Annotated in this window: 23 protein-coding genes; 9 read left to right on the plus strand and 14 right to left on the minus strand. The window is 57.9% G+C overall.

The window, feature by feature from the left end; translation table 11 throughout:
- Positions 1–3: 3 nt before the first annotated feature.
- The 8 genes from ACR0AK_RS01260 (at position 4) to ACR0AK_RS01295 (ending at position 8,579) form a co-directional block, all read left to right on the plus strand.
- Positions 4–1,317 carry a replication-associated recombination protein A gene (locus ACR0AK_RS01260; protein ID WP_480792100.1) on the plus strand — a complete coding sequence of 438 codons (1,314 nt, stop codon included), beginning with the start codon at positions 4–6 and terminating at the stop codon, positions 1,315–1,317.
- A 106-nt stretch (positions 1,318–1,423) separates the two neighbouring features.
- Positions 1,424–2,467, plus strand: coding sequence for an RluA family pseudouridine synthase (locus tag ACR0AK_RS01265; RefSeq protein WP_480792101.1), 1,044 nt, complete (start codon positions 1,424–1,426; stop codon positions 2,465–2,467).
- Positions 2,464–3,135, plus strand: a complete 672-nt coding sequence (locus tag ACR0AK_RS01270) for an HAD-IA family hydrolase (protein WP_480792102.1) — start codon at positions 2,464–2,466, stop codon at positions 3,133–3,135. The genes ACR0AK_RS01265 and ACR0AK_RS01270 overlap by 4 nt, the downstream gene beginning before the upstream one ends.
- A 4-nt stretch (positions 3,136–3,139) precedes the next feature.
- Positions 3,140–3,847, plus strand: a complete 708-nt coding sequence (locus ACR0AK_RS01275; protein ID WP_480792103.1) for an ATP12 family chaperone protein — start codon at positions 3,140–3,142, stop codon at positions 3,845–3,847.
- A 207-nt stretch (positions 3,848–4,054) separates the two neighbouring features.
- The gene (locus tag ACR0AK_RS01280) at positions 4,055–5,074 is read left to right on the plus strand and encodes an amino acid ABC transporter substrate-binding protein (protein WP_170561456.1); all 1,020 of its coding nucleotides are present in this window, start codon (positions 4,055–4,057) and stop codon (positions 5,072–5,074) included.
- Positions 5,075–5,200: 126 nt separating this feature from the next.
- The gene (locus ACR0AK_RS01285) at positions 5,201–6,469 is read left to right on the plus strand and encodes an amino acid ABC transporter permease (RefSeq protein WP_480792104.1); all 1,269 of its coding nucleotides are present in this window, start codon (positions 5,201–5,203) and stop codon (positions 6,467–6,469) included.
- A gap of 1 nt (position 6,470) precedes the next feature.
- A complete protein-coding gene (locus ACR0AK_RS01290; protein WP_170561454.1) occupies positions 6,471–7,775 on the plus strand; it encodes an amino acid ABC transporter permease in 1,305 nt (434 codons plus the stop codon).
- 12 nt (positions 7,776–7,787) lie between these two features.
- On the plus strand, positions 7,788–8,579 hold the full coding sequence (locus ACR0AK_RS01295) for an amino acid ABC transporter ATP-binding protein (protein WP_302477300.1): 792 nt from the start codon (positions 7,788–7,790) through the stop codon (positions 8,577–8,579).
- A gap of 48 nt (positions 8,580–8,627) precedes the next feature.
- Here ACR0AK_RS01295 and ACR0AK_RS01300 read toward each other — a convergent pair whose 3' ends face one another.
- The 14 genes from ACR0AK_RS01300 to rpmH all read right to left on the minus strand — a co-directional run bounded on the left by ACR0AK_RS01300 (position 8,628) and on the right by rpmH (position 21,026).
- Positions 8,628–9,125 (minus strand): SixA phosphatase family protein, encoded by a 498-nt coding sequence (locus ACR0AK_RS01300; RefSeq protein ID WP_480792105.1) that lies wholly within the window; start codon positions 9,123–9,125, stop codon positions 8,628–8,630.
- A complete protein-coding gene (locus ACR0AK_RS01305; RefSeq protein ID WP_480792106.1) occupies positions 9,122–9,808 on the minus strand; it encodes a ferredoxin in 687 nt (228 codons plus the stop codon). The genes ACR0AK_RS01300 and ACR0AK_RS01305 overlap by 4 nt, the downstream gene beginning before the upstream one ends.
- An 18-nt stretch (positions 9,809–9,826) precedes the next feature.
- A complete protein-coding gene (gene argB / locus ACR0AK_RS01310; RefSeq protein ID WP_058272395.1) occupies positions 9,827–10,690 on the minus strand; it encodes an acetylglutamate kinase in 864 nt (287 codons plus the stop codon).
- Between the two features lie 106 nt (positions 10,691–10,796).
- The gene (locus tag ACR0AK_RS01315) at positions 10,797–12,200 is read right to left on the minus strand and encodes a PepSY-associated TM helix domain-containing protein (RefSeq protein WP_480792107.1); all 1,404 of its coding nucleotides are present in this window, start codon (positions 12,198–12,200) and stop codon (positions 10,797–10,799) included.
- A 67-nt stretch (positions 12,201–12,267) separates the two neighbouring features.
- Positions 12,268–12,636 carry a DUF2946 family protein gene (locus ACR0AK_RS01320; RefSeq protein WP_480792108.1) on the minus strand — a complete coding sequence of 123 codons (369 nt, stop codon included), beginning with the start codon at positions 12,634–12,636 and terminating at the stop codon, positions 12,268–12,270.
- Entirely contained in the window at positions 12,633–13,286 is a 654-nt protein-coding gene (yihA, locus tag ACR0AK_RS01325; protein WP_480792109.1) for a ribosome biogenesis GTP-binding protein YihA/YsxC, read from the minus strand. Before yihA ends, ACR0AK_RS01320 begins: the two co-directional genes overlap by 4 nt.
- Positions 13,283–14,020, minus strand: coding sequence for an MOSC domain-containing protein (locus ACR0AK_RS01330; RefSeq protein ID WP_480792110.1), 738 nt, complete (start codon positions 14,018–14,020; stop codon positions 13,283–13,285). Before ACR0AK_RS01330 ends, yihA begins: the two co-directional genes overlap by 4 nt.
- The gene (yidC, locus tag ACR0AK_RS01335) at positions 14,017–15,846 is read right to left on the minus strand and encodes a membrane protein insertase YidC (protein WP_480792111.1); all 1,830 of its coding nucleotides are present in this window, start codon (positions 15,844–15,846) and stop codon (positions 14,017–14,019) included. The genes ACR0AK_RS01330 and yidC overlap by 4 nt, the downstream gene beginning before the upstream one ends.
- Positions 15,847–15,969: 123 nt before the next feature.
- Entirely contained in the window at positions 15,970–17,502 is a 1,533-nt protein-coding gene (locus ACR0AK_RS01340; RefSeq protein ID WP_480792112.1) for a putative bifunctional diguanylate cyclase/phosphodiesterase, read from the minus strand.
- 71 nt (positions 17,503–17,573) lie between these two features.
- Positions 17,574–18,467, minus strand: coding sequence for a tRNA 2-thiocytidine(32) synthetase TtcA (ttcA, locus tag ACR0AK_RS01345; protein ID WP_170561445.1), 894 nt, complete (start codon positions 18,465–18,467; stop codon positions 17,574–17,576).
- 44 nt (positions 18,468–18,511) lie between these two features.
- On the minus strand, positions 18,512–20,128 hold the full coding sequence (locus ACR0AK_RS01350) for an acyl-CoA dehydrogenase family protein (protein WP_480792113.1): 1,617 nt from the start codon (positions 20,126–20,128) through the stop codon (positions 18,512–18,514).
- Between the two features lie 76 nt (positions 20,129–20,204).
- Positions 20,205–20,444 carry a membrane protein insertion efficiency factor YidD gene (gene yidD, locus ACR0AK_RS01355; RefSeq protein ID WP_170561443.1) on the minus strand — a complete coding sequence of 80 codons (240 nt, stop codon included), beginning with the start codon at positions 20,442–20,444 and terminating at the stop codon, positions 20,205–20,207.
- Entirely contained in the window at positions 20,441–20,866 is a 426-nt protein-coding gene (gene rnpA, locus ACR0AK_RS01360) for a ribonuclease P protein component (RefSeq protein WP_480792114.1), read from the minus strand. The genes yidD and rnpA overlap by 4 nt, the downstream gene beginning before the upstream one ends.
- 25 nt (positions 20,867–20,891) lie before the next feature.
- Entirely contained in the window at positions 20,892–21,026 is a 135-nt protein-coding gene (gene rpmH / locus ACR0AK_RS01365) for a 50S ribosomal protein L34 (RefSeq protein WP_170419442.1), read from the minus strand.
- A 296-nt stretch (positions 21,027–21,322) separates the two neighbouring features.
- Between rpmH and ACR0AK_RS01370 the strand changes: the two genes are divergently transcribed.
- Positions 21,323–22,054, plus strand: coding sequence for a TVP38/TMEM64 family protein (locus ACR0AK_RS01370; protein ID WP_480792115.1), 732 nt, complete (start codon positions 21,323–21,325; stop codon positions 22,052–22,054).
- The last annotated feature ends 4 nt before the right edge of the window (positions 22,055–22,058 follow it).

Raw genomic sequence — 22,058 nt, forward strand, 5'->3', positions numbered from 1 at the left:
CTGGTGAGTGATCTATTCGATACCGGGGCGACCGCGCCCGCGCCAAACCCGAACCGCCCGTTGGCGGATCGGTTACGCCCGCAGTCGTTGGCTGACGTCATCGGACAACAGCAGGTTCTTGGCCCGGACGCTCCACTGGGGGTTATGCTGGCCTCGGGTAGCCTGTCCAGTTTGGTTTTCTGGGGTCCGCCGGGCGTCGGGAAAACCACCATTGCACGCTTGCTGGCAAAGGAAACTGACCTGCATTTTGTTCAGATCAGCGCGATATTCACAGGCGTTCCAGATCTGAAGAAAGTGTTCGAAGCGGCCAAGATCCGTCGGCAGAACGGGCAGGGCACGTTGCTGTTCGTTGACGAAATCCACCGCTTCAACAAAGCGCAGCAGGACGGGTTCCTGCCGCATATGGAGGATGGGACGATCCTGCTGGTCGGGGCCACGACCGAGAATCCGTCCTTTGAACTGAACGCCGCTGTGCTTAGCCGAGCACAGGTACTTGTCCTTGAACGGCTCAGCCTCGCCGACCTTGAACGTCTGACACAGCGCGCAGAGAAAGAGCTGGACCGGGCCCTGCCGCTGACGGGCAATGCCCGCGAAGCTCTGCAAGAGATGGCGGATGGCGACGGGCGCGCGCTGTTGAATCTGATCGAACAGGTTGCGGCTTGGAAGGTGGATGCGCCGCTGGACCCTGATGCGTTGTCCACACGGCTAATGCGTCGCGCGGCCAAATACGACAAATCCGGGGACGAGCACTACAATCTGATTTCTGCCCTGCATAAGTCCGTGCGCGGATCTGACCCGGATGCGGCGCTCTATTGGTTCGCGCGGATGCTGACGGGTGGAGAAGATCCGCGATATCTTGCACGGCGGATCACGCGGATGGCGGTCGAAGACATCGGTCTCGCCGATCCGCAGGCGCAGTCGATCTGCTTGCACGCGTGGGAAACTTACGAACGCCTGGGCAGCCCCGAGGGTGAACTGGCCATCGCGCAGGCGCTGGTCTATCTGGCTTTGGCCCCTAAATCGAACGGCGCTTATGTAGGCTACAAAGCCGCCATGAGGCTTGCCAAGCAATCGGGTAGCGAACCGCCGCCAAAGCATATCCTGAACGCACCGACGTCGATGATGAAAGATCAGGGCTATGGCGCGGGCTATGCTTATGATCATGATGCAGAGGATGGGTTTTCGGGTCAGAACTATTTTCCCGATGGAATGGAACGGCCCGCGCTGTATCAGCCCGTGGAGCGTGGTTTTGAGCGGGAACTGAAAAAGCGGCTGGATTACTTTGCTAAGCTTCGGTCGCAGCGGAACAGGTCCTAGCGCTGGCTTGACTCTTGCCTTGCGGCACGCCACAGACGCGCATGTTTTCTAAGGCACCTGTGGGCACACAATCCGCGCGGAACCGCCGCGTGAAGGGGATATCGGTATGAGTGGCGTACAATTGATCACCGTGGCAGAGGGGGATGGCGATCAGCGGATTGACCGGTGGTTACGCCGACTGTTTCCGCATGTCAGCCAGGGTCGAATCGAAAAGATGTGCCGCAAAGGCGAACTGCGCGTTGAAGGCGGGCGGGTCAAAGCCTCGACCCGGCTTGAAGTCGGGCAGGTGGTACGTGTGCCGCCGCTGCCGGATGCCGATCACAAACCGGCCGACGTCAAACGACGTATATCGGACGCGGATGCCAAGATGATCCAGTCCTGCGTGATCTACCGCGACGATCATGTTTTGGCGCTGAACAAGCCCCAGGGTCTTCCGGTGCAGGGCGGCAGTGGCCAAACCCGCCATGTAGATGGTTTGTCCGAGGCTCTGCGCTTTGGCTATGATGAAAATCCTCGCCTTGTGCACCGTTTGGACAAGGACACGTCGGGTGTTCTGCTGTTGGCCCGCACCCGCGAGGCGGCCAAAGGGCTGACGGCTGCTTTTCGTCATCGCGACACCCGCAAGATTTACTGGGCGTTGGTGGCAGGTGTGCCGACGCCATATCTGGGTGAAATCAAGACCGGGTTGGTGAAGGCCCCCGGTCACGGCAAGCACGGCGAAGGCGAAAAGATGATACCCGTGCATCTGAATGAAATTGACGAAACCCCCGGTGCGAAACGAGCACATACGCTCTATTCAACGCTTTATCGGGTCGCGGGCCGCGCCTCGTGGGTGGCGATGGAGCCGATTACCGGGCGCACACACCAGTTACGGGCGCATATGGCGGCAATTGGCCATCCAATTGTCGGGGATGGCAAATACGGTGGCTCGGGGCAAGAAAACCTGGGCGATGGCTGGGGTGCGCAATTGGGTGGGATTATTAGCAAAAAACTGCATTTGCACGCGCGGCAGGCTTCTTTCCAGCATCCGGTCACACGCAAGACCATTACCGTTAAGGCGCCCTTGCCTGAGCATATGAAACACAGTTGGGACACGTTCGGCTGGACCGAAGATCTGGCCGCGGATGATCCGTTCGAGGAACTGCAATGAGCGCACCCTTGCGTCTGGTGCTGTTCGATGTGGACGGAACGCTTGTTGACAGTCAAGGCAGCATTGTCGCAGCGATGACCGCCAGTTTCGACGCCCAGTCCCTGCCGGTCCCCGACCGCAAGGCGATTTTGTCTATTGTCGGTCTGTCCTTGCCTAATGCCATGACCCAGCTTGCGCCCGAGCAGGGCGAAACGGTTCAGCATAAATTGGTAGAGGGTTACAAACAGGCTTATCACGCACACCGTCTGGAACAGGGGGCCGCAAGCTCTCCGCTTTATCCCGGTGCGCGGGAAGTTATCCAAGCACTGCATTCCATCCCTGAGATGTTGTTGGGTGTGGCAACCGGTAAATCCCAACGCGGCCTGGACGCCTTGATCGAAGCGCATAATCTGGAGCGCTTTTTCGTGACGCGACAGGTTGCTGACCATCATCCTTCGAAACCTCATCCGTCGATGATCGATACAGCCCGTTCCGAAACCGGCGTTGATGCGGCGGATACGGTGATGATTGGCGACACCCGGTTCGATATGGATATGGCACAGGCCGCCGGGGTGGCGGGAATTGGCGTATCCTGGGGATATCATGACCGTTCCGCCCTAACCGGTGCGGCCCGCATTATTGAAACCTTTGATCAGCTGCCCCGTGCGCTGGATGACATCTGGACCTGAAGACATGAGCGACTGGAAGCCCAAGCGATTTTGGACCGCAAGTGCGGTTGTCCAAGCGGACGACGGATACACGGTTGAACTGGATGGTCGCCGGGTCAAAACACCGGCCAAGGCAGCGTTGATACTGCCGACCCAGGCGATGGCCGAAGCGGTCGCGGCTGAGTGGGATGCGCAGGAAAAAGAGGTCGATCCGACCCTCATGCCGTTCACGCGTTCGGCAAACGCGGCCATCGACAAGGTACGTCATCAGCACGCCGAGGTTGCAGACATGCTGGCCGACTACGGCGATTCGGATCTGCTGTGTTACCGGGCGACCCACCCGCAAACGTTGCAACAACGGCAAGCCGATCAATGGGACCCGGCCCTAGATTGGGCGGCTGAAACTCTGGCCGCGCGATTGATTCCCGTGGCTGGTGTGCTGCATCAGCCACAGTCTGCGGAAGTGCTAAACGCACTTCGAGGCCGCGTTCACGATTTCAACGACTTCCAGCTTGCTGCCTTCCACGATCTGGTCAGCCTCTCCGGCTCGCTGGTCCTTGGATTTGCTGCCGCCATGGATTGGCGCCCGGCCGGGGATATCTGGGAAATCTCAAGGCTCGACGAGGCCTGGCAAATCGAACAATGGGGCCACGACGACGAAGCGCACGCGGCGGCCGAGATCAAAAAGGCTGCGTTCCTACACGCAAAACGGTTCTTTGAAATCTCTATCTGAGCCTACCGGGCATTAAATTGTGATACAGATGCGGTCATCGCTGAGTTGACTCATCGTTTTCCCTGATCCGACCCTTGACGTTTGTTTATGAATGCGAGCAAACTCATGCCCACTAAAGGGGAGACACCTTTGGAGTAACCTTTCTGGTGCCAGAGGTGCCGGACAGAGCCGCCTCGGACAGGGGCGGATAATCAGGAAGAGGTAAAAATGAAAAAATCCGTAATTTTGGGCGTGGCCACAGTTGCCGGTCTGGCTGCTGCAGCAGCCACTGCGGGCACTGTTGACGACGTCAAGGCCCGTGGCAAATTGAACTGTGGCGTGACCACCGGTCTGGTTGGCTTTGCCGCACCGGATGCCAACGGCGAATGGAAAGGCTTTGACGTGGCAGTATGCCGTGCCGTTGCCGCCGCCGTACTGGGTGACGCAAGCGCAGTTGAATTCGTTCCGACCACCGGTAAGACACGCTTTACCGCGCTGGCTTCGGGTGAGATCGACATGCTGGCCCGTAACACCACCTGGACGTTCAGCCGCGATGTGGACCTGAAGTTCGAATTTGTGGGCGTCAACTACTATGACGGTCAGGGTTTCATGGTTCCAAAAGCGCTGGGTGTAACCTCGGCTAAGGAACTGGACGGCGCGACCGTCTGCATCCAGACCGGCACCACCACCGAGCTGAACCTGGCGGACTTCTTCCGCTCGAACAACATCAGCTACGAGCCGGTTCCGATCGAAACCAACGCCGAAGCGCAGCAGCAGTATCTGGCTGGTGCATGTGACGTTTACACCACCGACGCTTCGGGCCTGGCCGCTACCCGCGCCACGTTCGAAAACCCCGGTGATCACGTCCTGCTGCCCGAAATCATCTCGAAAGAGCCGCTGGGCCCGCTGGTCCGTCATGGCGACCACGAGTGGGGCGATGTTGTCCGCTGGACCCTGAACGCGCTTATTTCGGCTGAAGAGCTGGGTGTTACCTCGGCCAATATCGACGAACTGAGCTCGGGTGCTGGTGACAACCCCGAAGTAAACCGTCTGCTGGGTACCGAAGGAACTCTGGGCGAGATGCTGGGTCTGGACGCTGACTGGGCTGCACGCGCAATCAAGGCGGGTGGCAACTACGGTGAAGTGTTTGCCCAGAACATCGGCGAAGAAACTCCGATTGGTCTGGCACGCGGTCTGAACGCACAGTGGACCGATGGTGGTCTGCTGTACTCGCCGCCGTTCCGCTAAAATCCACGGGAAAGGGCGCAGGGCAACCTGCGCCCTTTTTCCATGAATAAGAAACACTCCCGAATAGATTGAGCGAAGACCAACTTCGCCGACAAAAATCGGGATGCACGGGGATAAACATAGGTCATGACGACTCTCACTGACCCGCCGAAGGAGCAGTTCCGGCTGTCCATGCTCCTTTACGATACGCGGTACCGATCAGCGACCATTCAGGTCATTGCATTGATCGGTTTCATGCTTCTGGCAGCCTGGATTATTTCTAACACTATTCAAAACCTCGAGGCTCTAGGCAAACCGGTCGAGTTTGGCTTTTTCGGGGAATCGGCAAGCTATGATATCAATCAGCGTTTGTTGGAATACAGCTCACAAGACAGCCACCTGAGAGCGGCCTTTATAGGTCTGCTAAACACGCTGGTCGTAGCTGTTTTGGGTTGTATCACAGCGACAATCGTCGGCGTTCTGGTTGGTGTCCTGCGCCTGTCCAACAACTGGTTGGTCGCGCGGATCATGACCGTCTATGTCGAGATGTTCCGCAATGTGCCTGTTCTGTTGTGGATCGTTCTGGCAATGGCCATTCTGATCGAGGGTCTGCCAGCACCAAACGCATTCCGGGGCGATAACCCGACAGCTACGATGGATTTGTTCAATTCCGTCGCTGTCACTAATCGCGGCGTGTATATCCCCGAGTTCCTGTTTTCGCGCAGCTTGGGTGACATCCACCTGTTCGGAACATCAAGCATTCGGTTCGATGTTTCGTTGGACCTGATTGCTTTTCTGATCGTTCTGGGTGGTAGTATCTTTACTATGCGCAAGGTTTCGGCCTGGGCCGCAGCCAAACAAGAGGCGACCGGTGACCGCCCGAAAATCTGGCATATCCAGTTGGGCATCCTGTTCGTTCCGATGATCATCTTGCTGGCAGCACTGGGCTTCCACCTCGGCTACCCTGAACTAAAGGGTTTCAACTTCAGGGGCGGCACCCATATGCGCAACTCTTTGATCGCGTTGTGGCTAGCCTTGTCGCTGTACACAGCAGCCTTCATCGCCGAGATCGTGCGCGCTGGTATCCTAGCCATCTCAAAGGGTCAGAGCGAGGCCGCCGCTGCTTTAGGGCTGCGTCCGGGCCGGATCATGCGTTTGGTGATCCTGCCGCAGGCGCTGCGGGTGATTATTCCGCCGATGATCTCGAACTATCTGAACCTGACCAAGAACTCGTCACTGGCGATTGCGGTCGGATACATGGACATCACGGGTACATTGGGTGGCATCACCATGAACCAGACCGGCCGCGAGCTGGAATGTGTTCTGCTGCTGATGCTGGTCTATCTGTGCATCTCGCTGAGCATTTCGGCGGTGATGAACTGGTACAATAACCGTGTCAAACTGGTGGAGCGGTAATATGAGTGATGTTTCATTTGTCCGCACAGAGATGTTGCCGGAACAAGCTCCGCCAGCGTCTGAAGTCGGTGCGATTGGCTGGATCAGGCACAACCTGTTTTCCGGCTGGTTCAACTCGATCCTGACGTTGATTTCGCTTTATGCGATCTACTACGTTCTATCGGGTGTTCTGCCGTGGGTCTTCCAGTCCGTCTGGAACGCGAACTCGCTGAACGAATGCCGCGAGATCATGATGGCAACCTGGGGTTCAACCCATGGCCATGCCTGTTGGGCGGTGATCAACGATCGCTGGCTGCAGTTGCTGTTTGGGTTCTACCCAAGCCATCTGTACTGGCGTCCGATCGTTGCACTGCTACTGTTGCTAGTGGCACTTGCTCCGGTTCTATATTCGGACCGTGTGCCAACCAAGATGCTGATCTTTTCGGCGATCTACCCCTTCCTGATGGTCTGGCTTATGTGGGGCGGAACCATTTGGGGCCCGATCTCGGCAGCGCTGGGTTTTGTTGTTGGTTGGGGTGTCTACACACTGGTCAGCAAGCAACTGAGCGGCCTGTTTGGCATAATCCTTGGGGTTTTGGCCTCCGTGGTTTGGTGGCTGGTAATCTCCAGCTATTTCGCCAGTGCAATGGCATCGATCATCCCAATCGGCATTGAAGCGGTCCAAAGCCGTCAGTTCGGTGGGTTCATGCTCGCGATCTTGCTGGGTGTTGTGGCCATCGGTGTCTCGTTGCCGATTGGCATCGTGCTGGCGCTCGGCCGTCAGTCCGACCTGCTGATCGTTAAGTACCTGTGCGTGGGCTTTATCGAGTTCATCCGCGGCGTGCCCCTGATCACCCTTTTGTTTGTGGCCTCGCTGCTGCTGAACCTGTTCCTGCCACCGGGCACCAACTTTGACATCATCCTGCGGGTGATGATCATGATGACCCTGTTCTCGGCCGCCTATATGGCGGAGGTGATCCGGGGTGGTCTGGCTGCTCTGCCAAGGGGTCAGTATGAAGGTGCCGACAGTCTCGGCCTGAACTACTGGCAAGCACAGCGACTGATCATCATGCCGCAAGCCCTGAAAATCTCAATTCCGGGCATCGTGAGCACATTCATCGGGATATTCAAGGATACGACACTGGTGTCGATCATCGGACTGTTCGACGTGATCGGACTGGCATCCGCCATCCGTGCCGACACCGCCTGGAACGGCATCTACTGGGAACTGTTCGCATTCATCGCGGCGCTGTTCTTCGTCGTCTGCTTCTCCATGTCCCGTTATTCCATGTATCTGGAGCGCAAGCTTCAGACTGGCCACCGTTAAGGAGTTCAACACATGTCTGAACTTGCAATTGAACGCGAAATCGACCGCTCCAAGATGCAGGTGAGCGACGAGGTCGCCATCGAAATCACCAACATGAACAAGTGGTACGGGTCCTTCCATGTGCTGCGCGACATCAACCTGACCGTCAATCAAGGCGAGCGGATCGTTATCGCGGGGCCGTCGGGGTCGGGTAAGTCCACGTTGATCCGCTGCCTGAACGCGCTGGAAGAACACCAGCAGGGCAAGATCGTCGTGGACGGAACCGAGTTGTCGAATGACCTCAAGAACATCGACAAGATCCGGTCTGAGGTTGGCATGGTGTTCCAGCACTTCAACCTGTTCCCGCATTTGAGCATTTTGGAAAACTGCACGTTGGCCCCGATCTGGGTGCGCAAGACGCCCAAGAAAGAGGCCGAAGAGCGTGCGATGCACTTCCTGGAAAAGGTGAAAATCCCCGAACAGGCCGATAAGTACCCCGGTCAGCTTTCGGGTGGTCAGCAGCAGCGTGTGGCGATTGCCCGCTCGCTCTGCATGATGCCTCGGATTATGTTGTTCGATGAACCGACATCGGCGTTGGACCCCGAGATGATCAAAGAGGTGCTCGACACCATGATCGAACTGGCAGAGGAAGGCATGACCATGCTGTGCGTGACGCACGAGATGGGTTTTGCCCGTCAGGTCGCAAACCGCGTGATCTTCATGGATGCCGGTCAGATCGTTGAGCAGAACGAACCGGAAGAGTTCTTCAACAACCCCAAAAGCGAGCGGACGAAACTGTTCCTCAGCCAGATTTTGGGGCACTGAACCCGATTGCCAAATCAGGAAAAGGCGGGGCTATGGCCTCGCCTTTTCCTATTCCAGCAACGCGCGTGGAATGACAAACCCCTGAACATTGCCGCTGTGCCACCGAACGTTTGACCAATTCCTGATGTCAAAGTGGATCACCGTTGTTGCGCATGTCGGATAGTCGAAGAACCGGGCGTGATCCGGCGGGGTCTTGACGATCTGGTTTGCAAAAGAGGCGATGCCGGGATTGTGGCCCAACATCAAAACAGTCTGACCTGTCGCGCCCGATAATTCGCGCAGCATATCTGCGGAGTCCGCATGATAAAGGGTTCGGTGAAAGCAAACTTTGTCCGCGTGCAAACCCATCCTCTCCCAGGTTTCGCGCGTTCTGACCGAGCTTGAGCTAAGAACTTCTTGCGGCAGCCAATCGTTATCACGCAGCCATGCACCAATTGCCGAAGCTGACCTGCGCCCGCGCTTGTTCAGCGGGCGATCATGATCGGCAAGGGCGGGACTGTCCCAACTGGATTTCGCGTGGCGTGTCAGGATCAGGGTGCGGGTCATGACGGGTGAAACGCCTTCATGTGGTGTGCGGACTGTTCCGGATCGCGCTCGGCACCGGCGCTGAGAGGGCAAGACAGCCTTACAAGGCAGCCGCCTGTCATGCATGTTTGTCCTTCGGCGGTGGACAAGTGGCCATGGCAGGCTTCCACATCATAAAACTCCCTGCTGTTTAATGCTCCCACAGGACATGTTCGGGTACAGGGGGCCGCACATGCGTCGCAGGGGGCCGCGCCGGGCGGTGCGGGTATGGGAAACTCACTGCTGAAGTGCAGCGCACCTCGGAATGAGATCATCATGCCGACCTGATCATGTACCAAAGCCCCTACCGGGCTGCTGAACGTACGGCCTGACTTCAATGCCCAGTCGATAAAGGGCGCATAGGGCGGGCCGCCAAACGGAAAATAGGCTTTGGCGGACATGTCGTGTGCCATCTGCCCCACCACACGCGACGACCAGCGGTCAACCGGGTCTTTGCCGTGCCATTCCGGTGAGGATTTCAAGGCGGGCCAGAACGCGGCCCCGGCGCCCAACAGGATCAGCGTGCCGCCATCCAATTGCTTTGCGTCCGTAAGACGGGGGTGTAGCGCTCCCATGACGATCAGGCCGACGTTCTGTGACGCCTGTTCGATTTGAGCATAGGTCAACGCCGCTGCGGTCGAGGAGGGTGGATGGCCTTTGTTCATGTCTCCTCCGCCGAAAATTCAGTCCGGCCGGATCAGCGACCCGGCACCGTGTTCCGTATAAAGCTCAAGCAGCACGGCATTGGGTGCACGCCCATCGAGGATAACTACGGCACGGACCCCGCTGTGCAACGCATCCAGCGCAGTTTCGGTCTTTGGGATCATCCCGCCGGCAATTGTTCCGTCCAGCGTCATCTCGCGGATCTGACCGGCCTTCAGCTCGGTCACGACGTCACCCGCTGCGTTTTTTACGCCCGAGACATCGGTCAATAACAGCAGGCGATCGGCCTTCAGTGCCGATGCAATGGCCCCGGCCGCGGTGTCGCCATTAACATTGAAGGTCTCACCATTTCGACCAGCACCCAGAGGGGCAATCACCGGGATTACGTCATGTGCAAACAGGTCATGCAGGATTTTCGGGTTCATCTCTGCCGGACTTCCGACAAAACCCAGGGACTCATCGGTCTGATCACAGGTCATCAACTGCGCATCCTTGCCCGACAGGCCCACAGCCGAGCCACCCTGACCGTTGATGGCCTGTACGATGCGCTTGTTCACCAGGCCGGACAGAACCATCTCGACCACTTCAACGGTGGCTTTGTCGGTGACACGCTTGCCATTCACAAACTCGGATTGGATATCCAGCTTGTCCAGCATTGCGTTGATCATCGGACCGCCGCCATGCACGACGACCGGGTTTACCCCAACCTGACGCATCAGAACGACGTCGCGGGCAAAGCTTTCCATCGCCTCGTCGCTGCCCATGGCGTGGCCGCCAAGTTTGATGACGACAATCGCGCCGTCATAGCGTTGCAGGTAAGGCAGTGCGCTGTTCAGCGTTGCGGCGGTTGCGATCCAGTCCCGGTTCATGTCTCTTGTCTTCATGGCTGCAGTCCCTCTGGGAACCCGTGTTAGGACCTTTGCGCAGCTCTGCCAAGACCGGATCGCTTATAGCGCCGCACCGGGTTGTCCGATGCGGCCTGATTGCATGTCAGCTCATCGCGCGCTTTATCGCCGGGACTTTACTGATCAACAGCAAGTCAATGGCTAGCACGACCAGCAAAGTCAGGCCCACAAGCGGGAAGGCCATCGCGGTGAACAAGCCGATCAGGACGGCCCCTTTCCACAATGGCAGTTCCGCAGGCATCGGCGGTGCGGCTAGACGTCGGGCCCGCTGAGGACGACGTTTTACCCACATCACAACGCCAGAGACGCAGACGAAGATGACAGATAAGCAGAACACAACATTCAAAACAAAGTTCCACATACCTATCAAGCCCATGTGAAACGGGATGCCGAGCGCCATGGATTTCCCCATCACCGAGTAATCCTGATACCGGACATCCGCTAAAATCTTGCCGGTATACTGGTCCACATGAACGGTACGGTCATTCACCGGATCGGTCGAGTCGCTGCTCATGCTGTCGCGGTTCAGGGTCCAGACAGCATCCTCGCCGTTGGGATAGGCCACGCGGAACCGCCCGGTCATATCCAATGCGGAGCCAAGTGCAACAAGCGCGTCGATATCTACCAACGCGCCGTCTGGTATTCCGTCGACCCCGGCATCGGACCCTGAGGCAGGCATCGGGGTCTGTTCCAACGCCCATGGGACGTCGTTTTGGTGCCCGTGGTTCATGCTGGCGTGGATGTCATCGGACAGGGGCACGTTGTCCCATTTTTCAGCCGGAAAGCTGCTCCAGGGTTGGACGATCATGCCGCCCCAGACGCCTGCCCAAGACAAGCCCGAGATCAGAAAAACAACCAGCAACCCGGACATCCAGAATCCGATCACGGCGTGCAGCGATTTCCAAAAGGCGCGACTGCGTGCGTGCAGATTGGGCACAAAAGCAGCCAGGGCATTTCCACGCGGCCACCACAAATAAAGACCGGTAAAGACCAAAAGCAGGCTCAGTCCCGCCGCGACTTCTATTATGCGGTCTCCGGTTGTGCCGATCAGCAGAGTCGAGTGGATGTTGTCAGCCAGATCATACCACCCGGCGCGGCGATCCCAGACCTGCAGGACTTTTCCGGCATAGGGATCGATGGCCACAAGTCGCTGACCTTCTTCGGTTTTGATGCGGAACACGGTCGCCAAATCATCAGCTTTGGGACCGATCCATTCGACGACTGTGCCGGGCACCTCTTCAAGTGCAATAAGCGCCTGTTGGGATGGGGGTAACGCTTGCCCATGGACCTCTACGGCGATCTTTTCGCCATCGCGACCATCGAACTGGGTGATGAACATCATCATCAGGCCAGTAACGGCCAGAATTATCAGGAACGGGATGACGAAAATCCCCGCATAGAAATGCCACCGCCAGGCGGCGAAATAGAATTTTTGCGCAGCAGTGCTCTGCGCCGGGGTGTCCCCCAAGTTTTGGCTGTTTAGTGCCATATTTATTCTCCGGATTCGAGTATTGCCCCGCGCAGCGCGTGCACGGGTTCAAAAGTGTTGAAGTGAATCAGGAGAAGATGGGTGGCCCTCGCGCATCATAGCGGGCATAGAACCCGGCACTGCGATGGGTAAAATCACGATGGTCCCAGCGTGGCTGGATCGTAGCCGCAAAAGGGACGGTCGCGCCGACTGATGGCAAGTGAATATCAGCCGTAAAGCCTGCGAATGGGCACATTGCGCGCAAGTCCGTGTCGTCGTGCACAGGACCGTCGGGGTCCAGATCGACCCATTGTTCCACAGTGCCCTCGCCGGTACAGATCACCAGCAGAACTTTCCCATCCCCGCCCATCGCGGGCATCCAACCCTGTGGGATCGCACTGGTCAGTATTAGCGCCAGCAGCGTCAGAAACGGGAAAATACGACCGATCAGGATCATTCCAGATGCGCGATGATCGAGCGGAGTGTGGGGATTCCGTCGCCTTTTTCCGATGAGGTCAGGACGATCTCGGGGAAGGCGGCCGGGTGTTTGGACAACGCGCCGCGCACCTGATCCAGCACCTTCTGTCTCTCGTTGGCTTTGACCTTGTCTGCCTTGGTCATCACGCATTGAAATGTGACAGCGCTGGTATCCAACAGCTTCATGATCTCGGCATCGACCGGCTTCACCCCGTGGCGCGAGTCAATCAGAACAAAGGCCCGGCGCAGGGTCTGGCGACCGCTCAGGTATTGCTTCAGCAGCCGCTGCCATTTTTCAACGACCTTCACCGGGGCGTTGGCGTATCCGTACCCGGGCAGATCGACCAGATAGAGCTCAGGACCTTGGGTGAAAAAGTTGATCTCTTGCGTGCGGCCAGGCGTATTGGACGCGCGTGCCAGTCCCTTGGTGCCAGTCAGCGCGTTGATCAGGCTGGACTTGCCTACGTTTGAGCGCCCGGCAAAGCAGACCTCAAGACGGTCCGGTGCAGGCAGGCCATTCATGGCGACCACGCCTTTGACAAACTCGGACTCGCCCGCAAACAGTTTGCGGCCGCGTTCCAGCGCGAACTCGTCCGGGTCTTCAGCCAGTGGGAAGGGAAGGGTGGTCATAACGGGTGAACCTTATCGCCAACTGAAATTGTGCCGCCCCGGACGACCTCGGTGTAAACGCCGAAATCCTGATGGCCCCAGCTTTTCAATGTGCCCAGCGTATCTGCGTCGCGTACGCCGGTTTCGGGATTTGCCGTTGTGGCCAAACAACGTTGAATGCGCTCTTTGACACTGAACACGGCCTCGCCAATTTGCACCTCGCGACCCAGCCAGTCGAACTCTTCCCACAGGGGCAGGCCGTCGAACCAGATGTTACCACGCCAGCGCTGGATCGACAGATTGCTGCCAAGCTTTTGCGCGACCGCGCGGTGCGAAGCCATGTTGCACAGGCTGATCGAAGGATAGTCGCTGTCGGTCATACCGCGACCTGGTACACGGATGATCCGGGCCGACGCTGCCCGATCCGCAGGCATTAGCGGTTGGACCCAGTCCAGGAAAACCTGCTGCTGCTCGTCCGGATCAAAAGTCAGATCGGGACGGTCCGGATGTGTCAGCGTTACCGTGTCGCCGTTCAGCCGGGCTGAGATGGCCATAAGCTGCGGTGCCTTTGATCCACGGCTGAAATTGGCGCAAGGTACCCATTGCGAGCCATCGGCCTTGGACACTTCATGCGCGACCGCCCAAACGCGATCCCCGGGCATTGTCTGCCCGGGGGTCACTGTAACGGACTGAACGGCTTCACGACCATGACTTTTGATCGGATGCCGCCAGATATGAGTTACTTCAGCATTCATTTGTCGTCCGTTTTGGGCGTACGTTTGAAGCCGGATTTGATGTTGCCAAACACATCGGGCTTATAGCCCTGACTGCGCATGATCAGGTACTGCTGCGTGAAGGTGATCGTGTTGTTCGCGATCCAGTAAACGACCAGCCCGCTGGCAAAGCTGCCCAGCATGAACATGAATACCCAAGGCATCCAGGCAAAGATCATCGCCTGAGTTGGGTCTGTTGGTGCCGGGTTCAGTTTTTGCTGCAACCACATCGAGATCCCCAACAGCAAAGGCAGGATACCGATGAAGATCAGCGCCATGAAAGTATCTGGCTGCGGACCTGCAAAGGGCAGCAAACCAAACAGGTTCATGATCGACGTCGGATCGGGTGCGCTCAGATCCCGGAACGGACCAAACCATGGGGCTTGACGCAGTTCGATGGTAACAAAGATCACCTTATACAGAGAGAAGAAGATCGGGATCTGCATCAGGATCGGCAAACAGCCCGCGGCCGGGTTCACCTTTTCCTTCTTGTACAGCTCCATCATGCCCTGCTGCATCTTCTGGCGGTCATCGCCGGCGGCTTCTTTCAAGGCCTCCATTTGCGGCTGAAGTTCTTTCATCTTCGCCATCGAGACGTAGGATTTGAACGCCAGCGGGAAGAGGATCGCCTTGATGATCAGCGTCAGGCCGATGATCGACCAGCCCATATTTCCGATCAATGCGTTGATGTTGTGCAGCAGCCAGAAAATCGGCTTGGTCAGGAAGTAGAACCAGCCCCAGTCGATGCTGTCGACGAACTTCTGCACACCGGCAGCCTGATACTCGCGGATAGTCTCCCATTCTTTCGCACCTGCGAACAGCTGGGTGGTGACTTCTTCAGTTGCGCCGGGCGCAACAGTCAGCGTCGGCAGAACTGTTTCTGTCTGGTAGATCTTGCGGCGAGCGTCATACTTTGCCGCCGCTTTGAATGCCGACCCCTCCGCAGGGATCAGAGTGGTCATCCAATAGTGATCTGTAAAACCGACCCAGCCGCCTTCCTTGATCTGGAAGACTTCGGCCTGCGCACGTTCGTTCGGGTCAATGTCAAAGTCGCGCACATCGCCATAGTCGATCTCGTCCAGAACGCCATCGGCCATGACCATCACGCCTTCATGCAAAATGAAGAAGTTCTTCAGGTCGGGCAGATCGCCGTCTTCACCCATGCCGTGACGGGCCAGGATGCCGTATGGGGCCATGCCGACCACGGCCTGGGTGTTGTTTTCAACCGACTGGGTGACAGTGAACATATAGTCCTGATCCACTGCAATGTTGCGACGGAAGGTTAAGCCATTGCCGTTGTCCCATTTCAGAGTGACCGGAGTATCGACGCCAAGGGTTTCGCCGTCTTCAACGGTCCACAGCGTGTTCGGGCCGGGGACGTCCGCACCTGCAACACCTGCGCCCGGTGCCCATCCGTACAAGGCATAATACGCCGAATCCGACCCGACGGGCGACAACAGCTCAACAATGGGTGCGCCTTCTTCTATCGAAACTTTGTAGTCTTTCAGGAACAACTCATCGATGCGACCGCCTGACAGGGACAGGCTGCCTTTCAGGCGGGGCGTTTCGATTTCGACCCGCGGTGCCTGGGCGTCGGGTTCGATCTCAGTTGCGTCTGCAGTTGCTTCACCAACCGTATTCGTGCCGGCGGCGCTTGGGGTCTGAACCTCGGTGCCATCAGTCGCGCTGATTTCGGTGGTTTCCGGTGCGGTTGTCTGTTCCGGAGGAGGAAACAGCACGAACCAAACCAGGATCACGAGAAAGCTGAGCGCGGTTGCGAGGATGAGGTTCTTGTTCTGATCGTCCATCGGGGACAGCCACCTTGAGCAGTGAAAGACACCCGCTGGGTTCAACAGAGTGCGGGCCCAAAGGTCAAGCGGAATCGCCCTATTATTCATCACGGATTGGGGTTCTGTGGCGTTAATTCGCGCCTAAGGACCTGCCTGACGCCCGATTTTTGGCATTCCGTTGAGTTTGTTCTGATGTGCGGCCATCCATTCCAACGTCTTTTCAAAAGGAATGGGCTTGCCAATTCCAAACCCCTGCACATGATCGCAACCCAGCTGCGCCATCAGGGCATGTTCACCGGGCGTCTCGACTCCTTCGGCCAAGGTTTCGATATTCAGCCGTTCCGCCATGGTTAAAATGGCACTGACCAACTGCTGTTGGTTTGCGTCCCTATCCGCTTTCGTCACGAAGGACCGGTCAATTTTAATGCGTGAAACGTCAAAGCGCTTGATCGAAGCGATGGACGCGTGACCGGTGCCAAAATCATCAAGATCAATGCAGCAGCCAAGCTTGGACATGCTTGTAACGTTGCGGGTGATCACGTCATCGGGACGTCGCGAAAACACGGTTTCAAGAACCTCGACTGACAACCTGTCGGGGGTCAGGTCATTTTGATCCAGCTCCCATTTAAGTCGGTCGATTAGTGCCGGGTCACGCAGTTCTTCGGAGGAGAAATTCACGCCAATCCGTGGCACAGCCATGCCAGCGCTGTCCCACTCGCGCATAGCGGCGAACGCGTGATGTCGCATCACCTGTCCCAGGCGTTCCATCAGGTCAGCTTGTTCGGCAAAGGGCAGAAAAACCTGCGGTCCCAACACGCCTTTTTGCGGGTGTTCCCAACGGGCTAACGCTTCGAAACCGGTGACCTGCCCGGTGTCTGTGGAAATTTGCGGCTGAAACCAAGGCCGGATTTCGCTGCTATCCAAGGCTGCAATAAACTCATTTCGGAGGTTGGCGCGCACGCGAGCCCGCCGCTGCGTTTCCGACGAAAAGGCGCGGATCGTTGCTGGACCATTTCTTTGCGCTTCCGCCAGTGCTGCACCGGCGGCATCAATCCATTCAGCAAACGCAACATCCGGCAACGCGGATTGCAGACAAAACCCGATTGAACATGACATGTAAACGCTGGTGCCATTCAGCGTGATTGGCTCATCGACGGCGCCCTGAATGCGCCCCGACATCTGAATGCAGGCCTCCAGATCCAGATTCTGCGCGGCGTGCAGGCCGATTGCGATCTTGCCCTGGTCCAGCCCAGTGGCAATGTCATGTGAGCGTATGACCGAAAGAACCCGGCTGCGGAACTGGTCAGCCATTACGTTCCCGGCCGCATTTCCGTGCAGATCAAGACATTCAGAAAACCCGTCCAATTCAACAATCATACAGGAGGCTTCGTGACCAGTGCGCTGATTTTTCGCAAACAGCGTTTCCATCTGGGCCGCAAACCTGTCGAGAGACAGGAGGCCGTTACAGTCTTTTTCCCGAATGCTGGCCTTGTGCGCGGTTGATACCGCGGCGAACACAAGCGGCAGTGCAAGCGCCGCGACAACCAAGACCCGCTCGCCGCCGATCCAATACGCGGCCAGACTGATCGCGGGCGCGAAGGCCAAGGCGGGCGGGCCGCTTAGCGCTGCGGCAAGAGATTCAAGAATTCTGCTGAATGAGATATGTTTCCACATCGAATCTTCGGGCCTCTACCTTGCGTTTGAAACGCTCAGGTCGACCCTAGGAAACCATTCTGAGTCACTCGTTAACGGAGCTGTGGAATTTCGTTGGAATTTTCGTCTTTTTCACTCGGGTTGAGTGCAAGATTTTGAAAATCAAACAATTTGGGGTCCAAAAGATGCGATGGGCGCGCGTTTGTCAGGGCTCGAAACATCACCTGACGGCGTCCGGGGCTGTTCTTTTCCCATTGATCCAGAATCTGTTTGACCTGTTGGCGCTGCAAACCATCCTGGCTACCGCACAGATCGCAAGGGATAATCGGATAGCTCATCGAGGTGGCGAATTTTTCGCAATCTGCTTCGGCAACATGGGCGAGGGGGCGGAAGACGAACAGGTCGCCTTCTTCATTTACCAGCTTTGGCGGCATGGTAGCCAAACGTCCGCCGTGGAACAGGTTCATGAAGAACGTCTCAAGGATATCGTCACGGTGATGACCCAATACGACGGCACTGCAACCTTCTTCTCGGGCAATTCTGTACAGATTGCCGCGGCGCAGACGTGAACACAGAGCACAATAGGTACGGCCCTGTGGAACTTTGTCCATCACGATGGAATAGGTGTCCTGATATTCAATCCGATGCGGAACGCCCATTCGTTCCAGGAACTCGGGCAGGACAGTGGCCGGAAATCCGGGCTGGCCCTGGTCGAGGTTGCAGGCCAGTAAATCAACGGGCAGCAGGCCACGCCATTTCAGTTCGTACAGAACGGCCAGCAGGGTATAACTGTCCTTACCGCCGGACAGGCAAACCAGCCAGCGGGGCGGTTTCCCGTCCTTGTCATGCGCGGACGGGTCCACCATCCCATAGTGCTCGATGGCCTCACGGGTCTGGCGCACAATGCGTTTGCGCAGCTTTTTGAACTCGGTGGTCGAGGGCGCGCCTGCAAAGAGCGGGTGGATATCGTCAGCTTCGTCAAACATGCGCAGCCCCTACAGCAGTTGAGCCAACCGGGCAAGTGGCCGGGTCAGCCCAGTCGGGCCAGAAGGGCGTCCGTGTCCAGCCCGGATACCGATCCGTGAATGCGACCGCTGTTGCCCAAAAGCCTTGTGGCGATGAATCCGTCTGCAACGGCCGCGGTTGCGCGACGCAATAGCTGAGCTGCTGTCAGCAGCAATGCAGTACGTTCGGCAAACCAACGGGCTTCACTCTCGGGCGGCAGCCCGGGCCACCGATCACGATGCGCTTTGAGCGCGGCGTCATAGCCGTGGTCGACACCTGTTGCTATATCCAGTTCGGCCTGCAGGACCTCAGCGGCCAGCGGGTCGCGAGACAGGCTGCGCAGAATGTCGAGACAGATCACATTGCCCGACCCCTCCCAAATACCGTTCAGCGGGGCTTCGCGATACAGCAGGGGCATGGGCGTGTCTTCGACATAGCCCATGCCACCCAGCACCTCCATCGCCTCAACCACTACGGCCGGGCACCGCTTGTTATTCAGGAACTTGGCCAGGGCGACACCGATACGGGCAAAGGCCTTGTCTTCGGGTGACTGGCCGTCGAAGGCCTGCGCGACGCGCATCCCCAGCGTCAATGCGCCCTCCCAGTCCAACACGAGATCCGCCAGAACAGCGCGCATCAGAGGTTGGTCGATCAACCGGCGCTGAAAAGCGCTCCGGTGGGTGACCCAATGATGCGCTTCGCTGAGGGCTGCGCGCATCAGGCCCGCCGGGGCCACGGCTGTATCCAGCCGGGTGTGATGGACCATCTCGATAATTGTTCGAACGCCCGCGCCTTGCTCCCCCAATTGGTAAGCCAGTGCGTCGTGATATTCGACTTCGGACGAGGCGTTGGATTTGTTCCCCAGCTTGTCTTTAAGTCGCATCAGGTGGATGGCGTTGCGTTCACCGTCCAGCCACCGGGGGACGAGGAAACAGGTCAGCCCACCGGGCGCTTGTGCCAGCGTCAGAAAACCGTCCGACATGGGGGCCGAGCAGAACCACTTATGCCCGCGCAGGCGCCAATGCTCTCCGTCCTGGCTGGCAACAGTGGTATTGGCGCGCACGTCCGAGCCGCCCTGCTTTTCGGTCATTGCCATGCCCAAAGTGGCGCTGGTTTTTTGTTCAATCGGTTTCGTCGCCGGATCATAGCTGCGCGCCATGAGCTTGGGCCGCCACACGGAGGTGATCTGTTCATTGGCACCAAGGGCCGGGATCGCCGCATATGTCATGGTCAATGGGCAGCAATGGCCCGGCTCAACCTGGCTTGCCAGATACATCATCGCCGCGTGTGTCGTGTGACCGCCGGGCTGCCCATCCCAAGCCAGAGCAGCATACCCGGCGGATTGGCTGATCTGCATCATATGATGATAGGCGGGATGAAACCGGACCTCGTCCAAACGCCTGCCGCCCTGATCGAACAGTCGCAGCTCCGGCAGGTGCCGATTGGCCTCACGCCCCAGCTCGCGGGTCGCTGTCTGCCCCAAAGTTTCCCCATAAGCCGCCAATTGTGCCGCGCGGCCGCCTGAGAAATGCACTGCGTTTTGCAGCACAGGGTCCGAGGACCAGAGGTCGAAATCCCCACGCGCTGGGGGTTGGTTCAAAACGTCATGAGTGGGCAGGGTCTGGCGGGCGTCGGATGTCATCTGAACCTCGGGCTGAACGCACTCAAGTGTTCAGCGAGGGTTTGAACGGGTCAAGCCTGACGGAAGGTCACAAGGGTTAGCTGTCATCTTCCCTGGGATTGGGGACGGGATCGTATCCGTCGCCACCCCAGGGATGGCATCGACCAATTCGCCGCGCTGCAAGCCAGCTTCCCTTGATCGCACCATGCTTTTCCAATGCTTCCAGAGCATAGGCCGAGCAGGTGGGTTGATACCGGCAATTGAACCCGACCCAAGGACTGAAGACCAGTCGGTAAATCCTGACGGGCAGGGCTACGATATGAGACAACAGGGTCATTTTCCCCCGCCGTGCAGTTTGCGCAGTGCGTAGCGTAGATCGTCCAGAAGCGCCTCAAAGGGCCGCGCGGCTGTGGTTTCGGCTCGTCCAATCAGAACGTAGTCCCACCCGTTTTGGCCATTCTCGGGCAGAACAGCCCGGGCGGCTTCGCGTAGCCTGCGTTTAGCCCGATTTCGGGCGACGGCATTACCGACTTTTTTGGAGCAGGTAAAACCAACCCGGATTCCCGACCCCTCGTCGGGCGCGCGTTTGCGGGCCTGCACCATCATCGAAGACGTGCCCTGCCTGCGCGCGCGGGCGGCTTGCAGGAAATCGGATCGCTTTCTGAGAACTGTCAGAGATTCGGGCGCGCAAACGGACGCCGCCGGGGGCATATCCCCGGGGTGGTTCTTACCATCCTCAGGGGCCTCCGGCGGCGTCATGTTCATAACCTGATCGGTGAGCGGTTTACGCGCTCAGCGACTTGCGGCCTTTTGCGCGGCGCGCGTTCAGGATCTTGCGACCGGCCTTGGTGGCCATGCGCGAGCGGAAACCGTGGCGGCGTTTGCGAACCAGGTTCGAAGGCTGATAGGTGCGTTTCATCGCTCCGTCTCCATTAAATGCGGTCGGGTGCGGCGCGGATTCGCCTGCCCGTAGTGTTCGAAGCCCGTCCTCTACTGGGTAGCGGAGGGTAAGTCAAACCCCTAGGTGGGGGTTTTCGCGCCTTTTGCAACAATTCTGTAATCGGGGCGGGCAAAAGGTTTCAAAATGGCAGGTTTATCGCCCCAAACCCTCACATTCCCTACCAAAAACATCAAGGCCGCGTGAGGCCCCTGTTGCCCGGCGCGCAAGCAGCGCATGTTGGGTGCAGAATGAAACGCAACAAACCGGACAGCCTCATGAGCGATACGACTCAGGCGCCGCGCAGCGGTCTTGCGCGGCACATTCCATTGCTGGTGATTCTCACCGTAGCTGCGGTGGGTTTTTTCACGTTGGGTGATTATCTGACTTTTGAAACACTGCGGGACAATCGCGAAGCGCTGTTGGCTTGGCGTGATGCCAACTACTGGGCAATGGCCGGGGCATTTGTCGGCATATACATCGTCATCGTCGCGTTTTCGCTGCCAGGTGCGGCAGTGGCGTCTATGACCGGTGGGTTTCTCTTTGGCCTGTTCGCCGGAACCGTGTTCAACGTATTTGCGGCCACCATCGGTGCGTCGGCGATCTTCCTGGCGGCGCGCTGGGGGTTGGGTGAATCCCTGACCAAACGGCTTGAATCCTCGGAAGGAGCGATCAAGAAACTGAAAGACGGGCTGCGCGAGAATGAGATCTCGGTGCTGTTTCTGTTGCGCCTAGTCCCCGTTGTGCCGTTCTTTGTGGCCAATCTGGTTCCTGCACTGGTCGGTGTGAAGTTCCGCAACTTCCTGATCACCACTGCGCTGGGCATCATTCCTGGGGGTATAGTCTATACATGGATCGGCGTTGGGCTGGGTGGCGTGTTCGACCGGGGCGAAACACCGGATGTCTCGCTATTGTGGGAACCATTTGTGATTGGTCCGATCATAGGCTTGTGTGTGCTGGCCGCGCTGCCAATTGTGATAAAATCCCTGCGTGGCCGAAAGGACGGCTGAAATC

The sequence above is a fragment of the Ruegeria sp. BI12 genome (assembly GCF_056537985.1).